Genomic DNA, 14,174 nt, shown 5'->3' on the forward strand with positions numbered 1-14,174 from the left:
CGCGAAGATCAGCGGTGGAACTGGTCCTCGTGCGCCGCGTGCTCCGCAGGCTCCAGTTGAAAGGTTGAGTGCTCCACGTCGAAGTGCGCGGCCAGGCAGCCGCTCAGCTCATCCAGCAGGGCACCCGTGCCGCCGCTCGCGAAGAGGGAGGGCGTGACGACGACGTGCGCCGTGAATACCGGGTTGCCCGAGGTGATCGCCCAGACGTGGACGTCGTGCACGTCGACGACGCCATTCGCGCCGAGGATGTGCTGGCGGATCTCCTCGACGTTGGTGCCCGTGGGGGCGGATTCGGTGAGCACCCGAACGACATCCCGAAGCAGGATGAAGGCGCGCGGCACGATGAGCGCCGCGATGACGAGGGAGGCGATGGCATCCGCCTGCGTGAACCCGGTCAGCAAAATGACGGCTGCCGCGACGATGGCGGCCACCGACCCGAACAGGTCGCCCAGCACCTCGAGGTACGCCCCGCGCATGCCGATCGACTCCTTCGACGCCCCGCGCAGCACGAGCAGCGCGGCCAGGTTCGCTATCAACCCCGCGAGCGCGACCAGGAGCATCGGCAGGCCGAGCACCGTTGCCTCCCCGGGATCGATGAGGCGGCTGACACCCTCGACGGCGACAAACACCGCGATGCCGCCGATGAGCAGGCCGTTGACGAGCGCGCCGAGTACCTCCGCGCGCTGGTAGCCGAAGGTCTGCCGGTCGGTCGCCGGACGCGAGGCGATGCCGAGAGCAACGAGCGCGATCAGGAGGCCGAGCAGGTCGGAGAGCATGTGCCCGGCATCCGCCAGTAGCGCGAGCGAGCCCGAGACAAGGGCACCGACGACCTCGACCACCAGGAACACCCCGATGATGCCGATCGCGACCAGCAGGCGGGTGCGATTGGTCACCCCGTGCGAGTGGTTGTGCGAGTGGGAGGTCACCCTCCAAGGGTAGGCGTCGTGAGCAGCCAAACCCAGCGAATCCCACTGATAGGAATGAGTGCCGTTATCAGCCCGGAAGGATCAGCCGAGCAGGCGCTTCCGCACAACCGGCATGATCTGCCCGAACGCGCGAGCGCGGTGGCTGATCGCGTTCTTCTCATCGGCGCGCAGCTCAGCAGAGCTCACCGACAGCCCGTCGGGCTTGAAGATCGGGTCGTACCCGAATCCCCCGGCGCCCGTTGCCTCGCGGAGAACCGTTCCCGGCCAGATGCCCCGCTCGACGTGCTCGTACTCGCCGTCGACGAACGCGGCCGCGCAGTCGAAGGTTGCGGCACGGTCATCCTGTTCTGCCAGATTGGCCAGCAGCAGCTCGAGGTTCTCGGTGTCGTCGCGGTTGCCCGCATATCTGGCCGAGTGGATGCCCGGCGCCCCGCCCAACGCGGCAACCGAGATGCCGGAATCATCGGCGAGTGCCGGCAACCCCGTGTGCAGGGCCGCGGCGCGCGCCTTGATGAGTGCGTTCGCCTCGAAGGTGTCGCCGTCCTCGACGGGCTCGGGTCCGTCGTAGCCGATCAGCTCGATACCGGTGAGGGCGTCGCCCAGGATGCGGCGCAGCTCCTCGACCTTGTGCGCGTTGTGGGTAGCGAGAACGACCTGGATCATGACGCGAGCGTAGCAACCTGCAGCGCGGTCAGGTCGGCTCCGCCACCGAGGGCGAGGTCGAGGAGTGCGTTCAACTCGTTGCGGTCGAACGGCGCACCCTCGGCGGTACCCTGCACCTCGACGAACAGGCCACGGCCGGTGACGACGACGTTCATGTCGGTCTCGGCGCGCACGTCCTCGACGTAGGCGAGGTCGAGCATCGGCACACCGTCGATGATCCCGACGGAGACGGCAGCGACCGAGTCGATGAGCGGCTTGGCGTTCTTGCCGATGAAGCCCTTGTCACGACCCCACTCGAGTGCATCGGCCATGGCCACGTAGGCGCCGGTGATGGCCGCGGTGCGGGTTCCGCCGTCGGCCTGCAGCACGTCGCAGTCGATGACGAGGGTGTTCTCGCCGAGGGCCTTCATGTCGACGACCGCCCGGAGCGAGCGGCCGATGAGGCGCGAGATCTCGTGCGTGCGTCCGCCGATCCTGCCTTTTACCGATTCGCGATCCATGCGGTCATTGGTGGAGCGCGGCAGCATCGAGTACTCGGCGGTCACCCAGCCGGTGCCCTTGCCCTTGAGCCAGCGCGGAACACCGTTCGTGAACGAGGCGGTGCACAGCACCTTCGTGTTGCCGAAGGAGATCAGCGCCGAACCCTCGGCCTGCTTGCTCCAGCCGCGCTCGATCGTGATCTCGCGCAGGTCGTTGTTCTCGCGGCCGTCGTGGCGTGTCATGGCATGTCCTTAATCTGGGTGATGGTTCCGGTCTCGACGAGGTCGACCGTCGTGACCTCGGGTCCGAGGAAGCGGGCGGCGAGACGCATGAACTCGGCGGTCGAGTCCCCTGTCGCCTCGAAGGTGTATTTCGGCGGGGCGTGAACGGTGCGCTCGAGGCCGTGCTTCACGAGCATGCGGTACACGTCGTAGGCGGTCTCTTCAGCACTCGAGACGAGCGTCACCGACTCCCCCATGACGTACTGGATGGCTCCGGCCAGCAGCGGGTAGTGCGTGCAGCCGAGCACGAGGGTGTCGATGTCGGCTCGCTTGAGCGGCTCGAGGTACTCCTCGGCGACGGCGAACAGCTCCGCCCCGCTCGTGACCCCCGACTCGACGAACTCGACGAATCGCGGGCACGCTGCCGTGAAGATCTGCAGGTCGGATGCCGCGGCGAACGCATCCTCATAGGCCAGGGAGTTCACCGTTCCGGCCGTTCCGATCACGCCGATGCGGTTGTTGCGCGTCTGGCGTACGGCAGCTCGGACTGCGGGCTGGATCACCTCGACCACGGGGATGCCGTAGCCGTCGGTGAAGCGTTCGCGGGCATCCCGAAGCATGGCGGCACTGGCCGTGTTGCACGCGATGACCAGCAGTTTGACACCCTCGGCGACGAGGTCGTCCATCACGTCGAGCGCGTAGCGGCGCACCTCGGCGATCGGCTTGGGGCCGTAGGGCGAGTGGGCGGTGTCGCCGACGTAGGTGATCGACTCCCCGGGAAGCTGGTCGATGATCGCCCGGGCGACGGTGAGTCCACCGACCCCCGAGTCGAAGACTCCAATCGGCGCGTCAGTCACAAGAGTCGAGTTTAGTAGTGTCGCCTTATGAGCACCGCGCTGCTGACCGACCGCTACGAACTCACCATGCTCGACGCAGCACTGCGCAGCGGGAGGCACGACCGGGAGTGCATCTTCGAGGTGTTCGCCCGCCGCCTGCCAGAGGGGCGCCGCTATGGGATCGTCGGCGGAACCGGGCGCCTGCTCGACCTGATCGCCGAGTTCCGCTTCGAGGACGCCGAGCTGTCCTGGCTGCGCGAGAACTCCGTGGTCACGCCGGAGGCGCTCGACTGGCTCGCCGACTACCGATTCCGGGGCAACATCTCGGGGTACCGGGAGGGTGACGTGTACTTCCCCGGCTCGCCGCTTCTCGTGATCGACGGCACCTTCGCGGAAGCCGTCATCCTCGAGACTCTCGCCCTCAGTGTGCTGAACTACGACAGCGCCATCGCGAGCGCCGCGGCCCGAATGGTTGCCGCTGCCGACGGTCGCCCGCTGTCAGAGATGGGATCGCGCCGCACCGGCGAGCGCTCCGGCGTCGCCGCCGCCCGCGCCGCCTACATCGCCGGCTTCGGCGCGACCAGCAACCTCGAGGCGGGGCGCAGCTGGGGAATCCCGACCATGGGCACGGCAGCGCACTCGTTCACCCTGCTGCACGATAGCGAGGAGGAGGCGTTCGAGGCGCAGGTCGCCGCCCTCGGCCCCGGCACCACGCTGCTCGTCGACACTTACGACGTGACCGCAGCAGTCGAGCTCGCGGTCAGGGTGGCCGGCACCGGCCTCGGCGCCGTGCGCATCGACTCGGGTGACCTGCCCGCCCAGGTGGCCGCAGTGCGCGAACAGCTCGACTCGCTTGGGGCGGTCAACACTCGCATCACGGTGACGAACGACCTCGACGAGTACACGATCGCGGGACTTCGCGCCGCGCCGGTCGACTCGTTCGGGGTCGGCACCTCCGTGGTCACGGGCTCGGGGCATCCCGCAGCAGGCATGGTCTACAAACTTGTCGCCCACCGCGACGACACGGGCGAGTGGGTCTCGGTCGCCAAGAAGTCGGCCGCGAAGGCCACCGTCGGCGGACGCAAGCGCGCCGTGCGCAGCCTGTCGAACGGAGTCGCCGTCGCCGAGACGATCTACGTCGAAGACGAGCGGCAGGTTCGGGATGACGAGCGCGAGCTGCACGTCCCCCTCATCACCGCCGGGGTCGCCGACGATCGCTGGCTGGGCGCCGCCGGGGTCGCGGCCGCCCGCGAGCACCGCGCTGCGGCTGTGGCCGAGCTCCCTGTAGACGCCCTGCGCCTCTCCCGCGGCGAGCCCGCCATCCCGACGGTGTACCTGTAGCGGTTTCCACCCCTCGAATTGCGGCAATTCGGGAGTTCAGCGCCGAAAATTCCCCAATTGCCGCAATATGGGGCGGCCGGTCCATCCCGCGCGGGTTAATCGGCGCGCCACTCGCTGCACCAGTGCGATCGGCGCGCCGTAGAGGTCGTCTGCACTCGCCTTGGTAACCGCCCAGTCGTGGTCGATGAGGCGCTCCACCCGGCCGAGATCCCGCCGGAACTGTCCCACCTCGCGGTGGTAGTCGCCCTCGTACTCGTACGCGACGCGGAACTCCGGCCAGCTCTCGTCGGGCATGGCGAGGAATGCGCCACGGTCGTCATACACCGGCGTGTTGATGAGCGCCTCCGGAAGGCCCGCGCGATCGAACAGCAGCCGACTGAGCGACTCCGGCCTCGACAAGGGCCCCACTCGAACCAGCGAGAGCGCTTGCATGCGAACGGGATGTCCCCTGCCGCCCGCACGCCGCAGACATTCCGCCCTCAGCTCATCGATCGAGGTCGCGGGCAGGACACGGCTGTAAGGATTTCCCGTCACCAGCCAATCCCCTGCCGCGACGAGGTCGGGAACGCTCAACACTTCAGCCAGCTGACACTAGGTCACGGCCGCCGAGCACACGGGCAGGCCTCGTAGAAGCACAACATCATCGTCGGCCAGGTCAGCACGGTGCCCGATGACGCCGACCCCCTCAGGCGCACGCCTCGGCTTCCTCGCGATGACGTGGATGCCGCCGCGCACCGCCCCCACCGGGAACGGGGCACCCCACAGCTCGCCGGCCGTCCAGTGGCTGAACGCATTGTTCGGGTGCATCCGGCTCGCGTAGGCCCGACACAGTTGCTCGCTTGTGCTCATCGGCTCGAGCGGAGCACGAACGCCGTGGAACGGACTCACCAGGTCCGACCGGCGCAGGCTGTCACGGGACAGCCCGAGCTCGATCGCCGTGCTCACGGCGAACGGCACCCCGGACAAGTGGGGCGGGAGAGGCTCGCGGCGGGACATCCCGCATTCTTCAACGAGCGGGAGTCACCGCGCCGACCTCATCCACAGCCTGGTATTGCGGCACATGGGGAGTTCAACGCCGCACAATCCCCGATTGCCGCAATGGGGCCGGAAGTTGGGAAAGCTACGGCTTCATCTTCTCGTAGACCTCTTTGCAGGTCGGGCAGATGGGGAACTTCTCGGGGTCGCGACCGGGCACCCAGAGCTTGCCGCAGAGGGCGCGGATCGGCTTGCCGCTCAACGCGGACTCCATGATCTTGTTCTTGGGGGCGTAGTGGGAGAAGCGCTCGTGGTCGCCCTCCTCGACCTGCTCCTGATTGAGCAGTTCCTCGAGTTCACGGTCGAGGGTGTCGGTTCCGCCGCCTGTGATTTCGGTGTCAGCCATGCGTCAACTGTACGCCGGGAGGCTAGTTGCGTGTCGCGGAAACGAGCAGTTCCGAGGTGCGGCGATCGTACAGGCGCGCGCCGATCGTTGCGCCGCCGACGAGCACGAGCAGCCCCATGCCGACACCGATGCCGAGCGCGAGGTAGTGCCATCCCGAACCGTAGAAGAAGCCGAGTACCGCGGCGGTGAGGGCCGGCGCGCTGAGAGCGATGATGGCCAGGAGCGACAGGGCCTGGATCGAGCCGGCCGAGGACGCCCCGCCCTGCGGCTGCGAAAACGGGCTGTCACCGGGGCGTACCGCGGCGTACGGGAAGCGCGCCGACATGATGCTCGAGAGGCCGAGACCGCAGAGCAGCACGCTCACGCTCACGCCGACGAGCGAGGGCAGCAGCGACCAGTCACCGTTCAGGGAGATGCTCACGACCGAGCCGATCGCGATGAGCGGCAACCCGACGACGAGCACGGGGATCAGGCGACCCCACCGGTCGGCGCGGCCCAGGGTACTGGTCGACATGTGCAGCCAGATCGCCGTGTTGTCGAACGCGACGTCGTTGTGAATCGACCAGGACAGGAACAGGCACATGACCGGCAGCGGCAGCAGTGCCAGCACGTGCAGGTCGATGCCGGCAACGGCGAGCGCGACGACCATGAACACCGGGATCAGCGGAATGATGGCGAGGGATGTCCCGTACCGCGCGTCCCTGAACCAGTACGTGATGCTGCGCGCGGCGATCGCTCCCGTGGGCGTGCGGGCGAACCAGTCGAACCAGCCGAGCCCGACGTAGGTGCGGGCGTGCGGCTGGCGTTCGGGGGTCACCAGCATCAGACCGACGAGCAGGCGCCAGATGACGACGAGCACCAGCACCCAGGCGATGGCGATGGCGAGCTTGGCGAAGGCGGCGCCGGGATCGCCGACGGCGGCATCTGCTGGGGCGGCCCAGGCTGCGGCGAGCGGCGTCCAGCCCACGACGTCGGCGATATCGCCGAGCACCTCGAGGCCGCGGTTCTGCCAGTCGACTCTGGCGAGCGCAACGACGATCGGCGACAGCACGATCAGCGCGATGATGGCGAAAATCGCGGAGATGTCGCGGGCTCGGCGAGTGGCGAGCAGGAAGGCGGCGAGCGAGGTCGAGATGCGCGCCGAAAGGATGCAGGTGACGATGATCAGCACCATGCCGAGGATCGCGAGGAATTCGGCGAGGCCGTCACGGCTCCAGGTGACGAGCTGGCCGAGCGCGATAGCGGTGACGACCACGGCGGGCACGGAGACAAGGGCACCGACCGCGAGCACAAACGACAGCCGGGTGGTGCGGATGCCGAACAGCCCGAACTTGCGCGGGTCGAGGGTGTCATCGATGCCGAGCGTGAGCGGCAGCACCGTGAATACGATCGTGACGGCCGCCCCGAGCACCACCGCCGCGTTGCGCGCGATCTCGACGTCGAAGAAGCGCAGCGCTACGAGGCCGGCAATAACGAAGATCGCCGTGCTGAGTCCGTAGAAGATGCCGAGCACGAGCCCGGCTATCTGCCAGGGGCTGCGGCGGAACGAGTTGCCGAGGAGCGTGAGCTTCAGTCGGAGAACGTGTGCAACCACTCCATGCCCTCCGCTGCCTTGCGTCCACCGGCGAGTTCGACGAACTTCTCCTCGAGGGTCTTGCCATCACACACCTCGGCCATCGGCCCGGACGCGAGCACTGCACCGTTGACGATGACCGCAACCGAGTCGCACACGCGCTCGATCAGGTTCATGGTGTGGCTCGAGATGATGATGGTTCCGCCCGCGGCGACGTACTTACGGAGGATGTCGATCACGTTCGCCGCCGATACCGGGTCCACGGATTCGAAGGGCTCATCCAGAACCAGCACCCGAGGCGAATGGATCATGGCGGCCGCGAGGGCGAGTTTCTTGGTCATTCCTGCGGAGTAGTCGGTGACCAGGCGGTCGAGGGAGTCCTCGAGGCCGAAGGCGCTCGCGAGGTCCGCGGTGCGGATGCGCACGGTCGTCTTGTCGAGTCCGCGCAGGATGCCGGAGTAGTAGAGCAGCTGGGCACCGGTGAGGCGGTCGAACATCCGAAGGCGGTCGGGCAGCACGCCCATCTTGCGCTTAGCGACGACGGGGTCGCTCCATACGTCTGCGCCGTGCACGGTGACGGTTCCCGCGTCGGGGCGCAGCAAACCGGTGATCATGGAGAGGGTCGTGGTCTTGCCGGCGCCATTCGGACCGACGATGCCGAAGAAGGAACCGGTGGCGATCTCGAGGTCGATTCCGGCCACCGCGGTCTTGTCGTCGAAGCGCTTGACCAGGCCGGAAAGCTTGAGCACGACCTCGCGCGGCGCGGCCTCGACGACGGGAGCGACGGGCGTGGCGACGGGCTTGCGAACGGCAACTGTCGCGCGGGGAGTGCGAGGCTTACGTACTGTCTTGGCTGCGGCACTGGACTTTGACGTTGCCTCAGGCACTACGGGTTCGGAATCCACTGGTCAACCGTACCAATGCGCGGGACCCGCTTCGGAGCTTGCATCACGAAACTGCAACATCCGCGAGGTTTCCATGGAAATAGCAGCATTCGTCCGTAAGGTTAATCAAGCACAACGAGGTGTCCAGCATTTCTCGTCCAGATGAACAGCAGGCAAACTCCACCGAGTAGCCGTCAACTGAGACGAGGCGTAATCGCCAATGGGCCGATATACGCATAGATTCACAGTTGAGGAGACACATCGTGACTACGCAGATCGTCATTCTGGCCGCCGGTATGGGCAGTCGTCTGGGCCGCTCGCTTCCCAAGCCTCTCACCGAGCTCGCTGACGGCCGCACCATCATGCAGCAGCAGTTCGACAACATCCACCACGCCTTCGGCAAGAACGCGCAGGTCACCGTCGTTGTCGGCTACAAGCTCGAGCACATCATCGAGGCGTTCCCGCAGGCGTCGTTCGTCTACAACGAGCAGTACGACCAGACCAACACCTCGAAGAGCCTCATGCGTGCCCTGCAGGCATCCGCTCCCGGCGGTGTGCTCTGGATGAACGGAGACGTCGTCTTCGACCCCGAGGCCCTGGAGCGCGCAGCCAAGCTCGTCGCCCGCGACCAGTCCTTCGTCTCGGTCAACACCGCGAAGGTCTCCGACGAAGAGGTCAAGTACACCGTGGACGCCGAGGGTTACATCAAAGAACTCTCCAAGCAGGTCAAGGGCGGCCTCGGCGAGGCCGTCGGCATCAACTTCATCTCGCGTGACGACAAGGCAGTCCTCCTCCGCCAGCTCAAGCGCGTGGGCGACCAGGACTACTTCGAACGTGGAATAGAGTTGGCCATTGAGCAGGACAAGCTGCACATTGAGCCGGTAGACATCTCGGATCTCTACGCTGTGGAGATCGACTTCGCGGAAGACCTGGAGCGGGCGAACCTTTTCGTCTGAACCGACTGAGCGGGAGTCTGCCTCACAGAGGACACCCGTGAGCGAAGCAGTACCCGAGCGCGCAGCCTGGTCTCCGTTCGCGCGTTACCGTCACACGCTGTTCCTGCTGACGAGCCGCGATCTCAAGGTCCGCTACTCGACGTCTGCGCTCGGTTACTTCTGGTCGATCCTCGATCCGCTCGTGATGAGCGGCATCTACTACTTCATCTTCGTCGTCGTGTTCCAGCGCGACGATATCGGCGCCTCGCCGTACATCGTGTTCCTGCTGTCGGGCCTTTTGCCGTGGATGTGGTTCAACGGCGCGGTGTCCGACTCCACGCGAGCGTTCCTGCGTGGAGCCAAGCTGATCCGCTCGACCAAGATCCCGCGCACCATCTGGGTGTCGAGCCTCGTGCTCTCCAAGGGCACCGAGTTCATCGCGAGCCTTCCTGTTCTCGCCGTCTTCGCGATCTTCTCGCACGCTGTACTGCACTGGGAGGCCGTCTACTTCGTGATCGGCATCGTCATCCAGGCGATCCTGACCATCGGAGTCGGGCTCATCGTCGCCCCGTTGGTCGTGTTCTTCCGCGACCTCGAGCGGGCCATCAAGCTCGCCCTGCGCTTCCTGTTCTACGCCTCCCCCATCATCTATGGCGTGACCGACCTGCCCGCCGAGCTGCACGTGCTCGCGGCCTTCAACCCGCTGAGCGGCATCTTCTCGCTCTACCGCGGCGCGTTCTTCCCCGAGCAGCTCGACCTGTTCACGATCCTCGTGTCCGCGGTGATGAGCCTGCTGATCCTCGCGGTCGGCGTCTTCGTCTTCAACCGCAGCGAGCGCGCAGTGCTGAAGGAGATCTAGTGGACGCCCCGGTCATCACCGTCACCGACGCGGGTATCCGCTTCCGCCGCAACCGCCGCTCGCGTCGCAACTTCAAGGATCTCTTCGCCGGCCGCAAGCGCCGCACGCTGCCCGGCGAGTTCTGGGCACTGCGGGGAGTCAGCTTCACCGTGCAACAGGGCGAGGCGATCGGCGTGGTCGGTCGCAATGGCCAGGGCAAGTCCACACTGCTCAAGCTGGTCGCCGAGGTGATCCTCCCCGACGAGGGCAAGGTGAAGGTGCATGAGGGCGTTGCTCCCCTCATCGAAATCACCGGAGGCTTCGTCGACGACCTGACGGTTCGGGATAACGTCTACCTCACGGCCGGCCTGCACGGAATGAAGAAGTCCGAGATCGCGGCAAGCTTCGACGAGATCATCGAGTTCGCGGAGATCGGCGACTTCCTCGACACCCCCTACAAGCACCTCTCGAGTGGCATGAAGGTGCGCATCGCGTTCGCCGTGATCTCCCGACTGGAAGAGCCGATCATCCTCGTCGACGAAGTTCTCGCGGTCGGCGACAAGGGTTTCCGCGACAAGTGCTACCGACGCATCGAGGAGCTTCTGGCCGGGGGTCGCACCCTGTTCTTCGTCTCCCACAATGAGAAGGACCTGCGCCGGTTCTGCACGCGTGGCCTCTACCTCGACAAGGGCAAGCTCGTCATCGACGGCCCCATCAACGACGTGCTGAAGCAGTACAACGCGGACTATGGAGTCGCCTGAGTGCCCAGCTTCGGCCTTCCGCCGTTGAATATGATTGAGGCCCCCATCCGGTCGGAGGCAGCATGAGCAACACACCCACACCCGTCACGGGCACGAACCGTTTTGTCGTGGGCGGCATCGATCGGGTGCTCACCGTGCAGCGTCCGGTTGTGCTCGCCCACCTTCGCGCGATTCGCGCGAGCAAGCCGAATGCGACACCGCAGGAGGTGATCGTCATCCTCGAGCGACGCTACCTCGCAGCAGTCACCACGGGCGGTGCGCTCGTGGGCGCGAGTGCGGTCATCCCGGCCGTCGGTGTGGGCGCGTCTCTCGCGCTGTCAGCCGTCGAGACCGGCGGGTTCCTCGAGGCGAGCGCGCTGTTCGCGCAGTCGGTGACCGAGGTGCACGGCATCGCCGTCGACGACCCCGATCGCGCGCGGGCGCTCGTTATGACCCTCATTCTCGGATCGGCCGGCACGGATCTCGTCAAGCAGCTCGCCGGCCAGGCATCGGGCGGGGCCGGGCGCGACGTGTTCTGGGGCGAGATGCTCGCCAAGAACCTGCCGAAGGCCGCGATGGGCAGGATCGCCGACCAGATCAAGAAGTCGTTTATGAAGCGGTTCGCCGCGACGCAGAGCACGAACATCATCGGTCGCGCCATCCCATTCGGTATCGGAGCCGTCGTCGGCGGAACGGGCAACCACATCCTCGGCCGGCAGATCATTCGGGCGTCGCGCGAGGCGTTCCGCGCGCCCGGGCTCGAGTTTCCCGAGATCCTCGCGATTCGCGTGCGCGAGCCCAGGCTCCCGATGCGGGCCCGCGTGAAGGCGCGTCGCGAGATGCGCGCGATCGAGGCGGCGGCGCCCACGTCAGAAGGCCCCGACGCCGACATCACCTCAGCGCCCTAACGGTTTTCGCACAAACTCGCCGCCTTCGCCCCGCGAGTTGGTCCGAAATCCGCGAGTGCGCGCTGCGTCAGCCGACGAGGAGCCTGCGCAGCGCGGCATCCGCGCTGCCTGAGCCGGAGTCGAGCGTTATCCCGCGTCGATAAAGTTTGACGATGCGCGGATCGACGTAGCTTTTCTTCGCGATAGCGGGGGTGTTGCCGAGGGCGTCCGCAGCGTCGCGCATGGCCTGGGCGAGGGCGCGCTGGCGGCCCGTGCGGGTGCGCTCCGGGCCGTGGCCGGCGAGGCTCTCGGCCGCCGCGATCGTGCCCCGCAGGGTGCGGAAGTCCTTGGCGGTGAACTGCCCGCCGGTGACCTCGCGGACGTAGTCGTTGATCTCCTCTGCGGCGAGAGGATGCCACTCACCGTCGCTCTTCCAGGCGAGCAGCCGGGCGTTGGGTCCGCGGCGCTTGAGGGTCATGATGAACGCGGCGAGGTCCTCATCCTTGATCTCGGAGCTCCACGCGTGCCCGCTCTTGGCGGGGAAACTCAGCTCAACGGTATCGCCGCCGGATACACGCGCGTGAGCGCAGAGCAGGGTCGAGAGTCCGTGGCTGCCGTTCGTCTCGGCGTAGCGCTCGGATCCGATGCGCAGGGCGCCGGTGTCCAGCATGCGGAAGGCTGCGCCGAGCGCACGCTCCTCGGTGGCGCCGTTGCTGCGCAGGTCGACGGTGACCCGCCGGCGCGCGCCGGGCAGGGCCGCGGCGAGGTCGAGGGCGCGATCGAACTTGGCCTTGTCCTTCGTCTCGCGCCACTGCGAGTGGTAGATGTACTGGCGGCGCCCGGCGACGTCTACGCCCGTCGCCTGGATGTGGCTGTTCGGGTGCGGGGCGATCCAGACGTCGCTCCACGCGGGCGGGATGGCGAGGTCCTCGATGCGGCTGCGATCGGTCTCGAGTAGACCGGGGCCGGAATACGAGAAGCCCGTGCCCTTCTTCTGCCTGGTGAAGCCCGGCTTGGTGAGGTTGCTGCGGCGGAGTCGAGGCATGGTTCGACGGTACGCGGAGGCCACTGCCGCCGTCAGGCCATTATGCGAACTCTCAGTCGTTGTCCGCCGGCATCTGGTCTTCGTCCTCGTCGTTGCCGAACGGGTCGGATTCACTCTGCCTGCGGTCGCCGGAGTGGATGACCTCGTTGCGCTCCCATTCGGCCGCGAGCTGCTCGACGGCAGCATGGAACCGCGCCGTCGCAGCGCCCGGTGTGGTGTCGCCGAAGTGCCGGGTCACCCAGTACTCGAGGGACGCCTTCGCCTCATCGCTGTGCTGCACGCGATCAACGATCGAGATGATGTCCCCCGCGTCAGAGGCGAGCAGCCACTCGCAGGCGCCCAGGTAGCCCGATTCGTCCACGTCGGCGAGGTCGGACTGCGGTCGCGCGACCAGAAGCGGCTTACCCACGGCCAGCCGGTCGTAGACCATCGCGGAGACGTCGGTGATCGCGACATCCGCCGCAGCAAGCTGCCAGCCGAGGTCGGGGCCGTCATCGAACACGTGCTGCGCCGTGCGGTCGGCGGCGTTCGCGGCGGCGATGGCTGCGATGATGCGCTCGTTGGCGGCGCGGTAGTCGGCGTCGATCACACCACTGCGCGGGTGCGGCCGGTAGATGACGCGGTGTGCGCCGCTCGCGAGCAGCGAGTCGACGAGTGTGACGCCGTGCGAGGCGATTGATCCGTAGGACGCCGCTTCGCGGTCACCTTCCCAGGTCGGTGCGTAGAGCACAACCGTTCGCTCATCGGGCGTGTACGGCAGTTCGCCCGCGAAGTGGTCGGCCTGCGGTCGGCCGATCTGGATGGTCTTGCGCGTCGCATCGAAGTCCCACAGTTTGCGGGTCAGGCGATCGTGCGCAGCCTGGCCGGCGATCAGGCTGTAGTCGTAGGCCTTGAACTGGTTCGTGGTCATGTACATCTTGTCGCTCTCACCGTGGTTGATGAAAACGTGCCACATGCGCCCGTACCGGAACATCTGGAAGTTCTTGGAGTTCTGGTTCACGTAGAAGACAATCTGGATGTCGTGCTGCTGCACGAAGTTCTCAAGGTCCACGACTTTGCGCAGATAGACGGTCGGCACGGGGGCCTCGTCCCACAGGTCGAGGGTGGTGCCCGGCGAGCGCCCGATGATCGCGACCGGCCAGCGCTTCGACAGTTCGGCGAGCGGCGCGTACCACTGTCGGATCTGGTACATGTTCACCCGGGTGTCCGCGAAGTAGACGGCGATCTTGATGGTGCCGGGTGCGGGCGGCGTCAGGACGGCGAGCTTCTCCTGTACGGCGCGACGATTGCGGCGAGACCGGAAGATGTTTCGCAGCACCCGCCGGGCGGACTTTATATCGTTCAGAAGAGGCACCCTGCGATTAAACCAGTCGATACCGCGGCGCCCGCAACCGGCCCCCACACCGTTACCCACCCGATACCGG

16 protein-coding genes are annotated in these 14,174 nt (G+C 66.7%); 5 read left to right on the forward strand and 11 right to left on the reverse strand.

The genetic code is table 11. The features are described from left to right. Positions 1-8: 8 nt before the first annotated feature. The 4 genes from EYE40_RS07635 to murI form a co-directional block, all read right to left on the reverse strand. The gene (locus tag EYE40_RS07635) at positions 9-926 is read right to left on the reverse strand and encodes a cation diffusion facilitator family transporter (protein WP_130981390.1); all 918 of its coding nucleotides are present in this window, start codon (positions 924-926) and stop codon (positions 9-11) included. 81 nt (positions 927-1,007) lie between these two features. After that, positions 1,008-1,589, reverse strand: coding sequence for an RdgB/HAM1 family non-canonical purine NTP pyrophosphatase (gene rdgB / locus EYE40_RS07640; protein ID WP_130981391.1), 582 nt, complete (start codon positions 1,587-1,589; stop codon positions 1,008-1,010). After that, positions 1,586-2,311, reverse strand: coding sequence for a ribonuclease PH (gene rph / locus EYE40_RS07645; RefSeq protein ID WP_130981392.1), 726 nt, complete (start codon positions 2,309-2,311; stop codon positions 1,586-1,588). Before rph ends, rdgB begins: the two co-directional genes overlap by 4 nt. Then, positions 2,308-3,147: a glutamate racemase gene (murI, locus tag EYE40_RS07650; protein ID WP_130981393.1), complete on the reverse strand. Its 840-nt coding sequence runs from the start codon at positions 3,145-3,147 to the stop codon at positions 2,308-2,310. The genes rph and murI overlap by 4 nt, the downstream gene beginning before the upstream one ends. Positions 3,148-3,174: 27 nt before the next feature. On the opposite strand from murI, the gene EYE40_RS07655 reads away from it, so the two are divergent. Further along, positions 3,175-4,467 (forward strand): nicotinate phosphoribosyltransferase, encoded by a 1,293-nt coding sequence (locus EYE40_RS07655; RefSeq protein ID WP_130981394.1) that lies wholly within the window; start codon positions 3,175-3,177, stop codon positions 4,465-4,467. A 36-nt stretch (positions 4,468-4,503) separates the two neighbouring features. Here EYE40_RS07655 and EYE40_RS07660 read toward each other — a convergent pair whose 3' ends face one another. The 5 genes from EYE40_RS07660 to EYE40_RS07680 all read right to left on the reverse strand — a co-directional run bounded on the left by EYE40_RS07660 (position 4,504) and on the right by EYE40_RS07680 (position 8,326). Then, entirely contained in the window at positions 4,504-4,866 is a 363-nt protein-coding gene (locus EYE40_RS07660; RefSeq protein WP_130981395.1) for a hypothetical protein, read from the reverse strand. Positions 4,867-5,058: 192 nt separating this feature from the next. Then, a complete protein-coding gene (locus tag EYE40_RS07665) occupies positions 5,059-5,463 on the reverse strand; it encodes a hypothetical protein (protein ID WP_130981396.1) in 405 nt (134 codons plus the stop codon). Positions 5,464-5,587: 124 nt separating this feature from the next. Next, on the reverse strand, positions 5,588-5,848 hold the full coding sequence (locus tag EYE40_RS07670; protein WP_130981397.1) for a DUF3039 domain-containing protein: 261 nt from the start codon (positions 5,846-5,848) through the stop codon (positions 5,588-5,590). A 22-nt stretch (positions 5,849-5,870) separates the two neighbouring features. After that, a complete protein-coding gene (locus tag EYE40_RS07675; RefSeq protein WP_130981398.1) occupies positions 5,871-7,442 on the reverse strand; it encodes an ABC transporter permease in 1,572 nt (523 codons plus the stop codon). Further along, entirely contained in the window at positions 7,418-8,326 is a 909-nt protein-coding gene (locus tag EYE40_RS07680; RefSeq protein WP_130981399.1) for an ABC transporter ATP-binding protein, read from the reverse strand. The genes EYE40_RS07675 and EYE40_RS07680 overlap by 25 nt, the downstream gene beginning before the upstream one ends. Before the next feature lie 242 nt (positions 8,327-8,568). Here EYE40_RS07680 and EYE40_RS07685 point away from each other — a divergent pair, with 242 nt between their 5' ends. The 4 genes from EYE40_RS07685 to EYE40_RS07700 all read left to right on the forward strand — a co-directional run bounded on the left by EYE40_RS07685 (position 8,569) and on the right by EYE40_RS07700 (position 11,726). Further along, complete coding sequence (locus EYE40_RS07685; RefSeq protein ID WP_130981400.1) at positions 8,569-9,261, forward strand: phosphocholine cytidylyltransferase family protein; 693 nt, start codon at positions 8,569-8,571, stop codon at positions 9,259-9,261. A 37-nt stretch (positions 9,262-9,298) separates the two neighbouring features. Next, positions 9,299-10,099, forward strand: coding sequence for an ABC transporter permease (locus EYE40_RS07690; protein WP_130981401.1), 801 nt, complete (start codon positions 9,299-9,301; stop codon positions 10,097-10,099). After that, positions 10,099-10,839, forward strand: a complete 741-nt coding sequence (locus EYE40_RS07695) for an ABC transporter ATP-binding protein (protein ID WP_130981402.1) — start codon at positions 10,099-10,101, stop codon at positions 10,837-10,839. The genes EYE40_RS07690 and EYE40_RS07695 overlap by 1 nt, the downstream gene beginning before the upstream one ends. A 62-nt stretch (positions 10,840-10,901) precedes the next feature. Further along, the gene (locus EYE40_RS07700) at positions 10,902-11,726 is read left to right on the forward strand and encodes a hypothetical protein (RefSeq protein ID WP_204742226.1); all 825 of its coding nucleotides are present in this window, start codon (positions 10,902-10,904) and stop codon (positions 11,724-11,726) included. Positions 11,727-11,793: 67 nt separating this feature from the next. Here the strand turns inward: EYE40_RS07700 and EYE40_RS07705 are convergent, their stop codons facing one another. Both EYE40_RS07705 and EYE40_RS07710 read right to left on the reverse strand, forming a co-directional pair. Further along, entirely contained in the window at positions 11,794-12,750 is a 957-nt protein-coding gene (locus EYE40_RS07705; RefSeq protein ID WP_130981403.1) for a DNA topoisomerase IB, read from the reverse strand. Between the two features lie 52 nt (positions 12,751-12,802). Beyond that, positions 12,803-14,104 (reverse strand): CDP-glycerol glycerophosphotransferase family protein, encoded by a 1,302-nt coding sequence (locus EYE40_RS07710; protein WP_130981404.1) that lies wholly within the window; start codon positions 14,102-14,104, stop codon positions 12,803-12,805. Positions 14,105-14,174: the final 70 nt, after the last annotated feature.

Source organism: Glaciihabitans arcticus, from assembly GCF_004310685.1.
Lineage (GTDB): Bacteria > Actinomycetota > Actinomycetes > Actinomycetales > Microbacteriaceae > Conyzicola > Conyzicola arctica.

Bases quoted from the DNA above. Each gene is read 5' to 3' on its own strand.
- rdgB (WP_130981391.1), bottom strand. From the start codon at position 1,589: ATGATCCAGGTCGTTCTCGCTACCCACAACGCGCACAAGGTCGAGGAG.
- EYE40_RS07655 (WP_130981394.1), top strand. From the start codon at position 3,175: ATGAGCACCGCGCTGCTGACCGACCGCTACGAACTCACCATGCTCGAC.
- EYE40_RS07705 (WP_130981403.1), bottom strand. From the start codon at position 12,750: ATGCCTCGACTCCGCCGCAGCAACCTCACCAAGCCGGGCTTCACCAGG.
- EYE40_RS07700 (WP_204742226.1), top strand. From the start codon at position 10,902: ATGAGCAACACACCCACACCCGTCACGGGCACGAACCGTTTTGTCGTG.
- rph (WP_130981392.1), bottom strand. From the start codon at position 2,311: ATGACACGCCACGACGGCCGCGAGAACAACGACCTGCGCGAGATCACG.
- EYE40_RS07665 (WP_130981396.1), bottom strand. From the start codon at position 5,463: ATGTCCCGCCGCGAGCCTCTCCCGCCCCACTTGTCCGGGGTGCCGTTC.
- EYE40_RS07670 (WP_130981397.1), bottom strand. From the start codon at position 5,848: ATGGCTGACACCGAAATCACAGGCGGCGGAACCGACACCCTCGACCGT.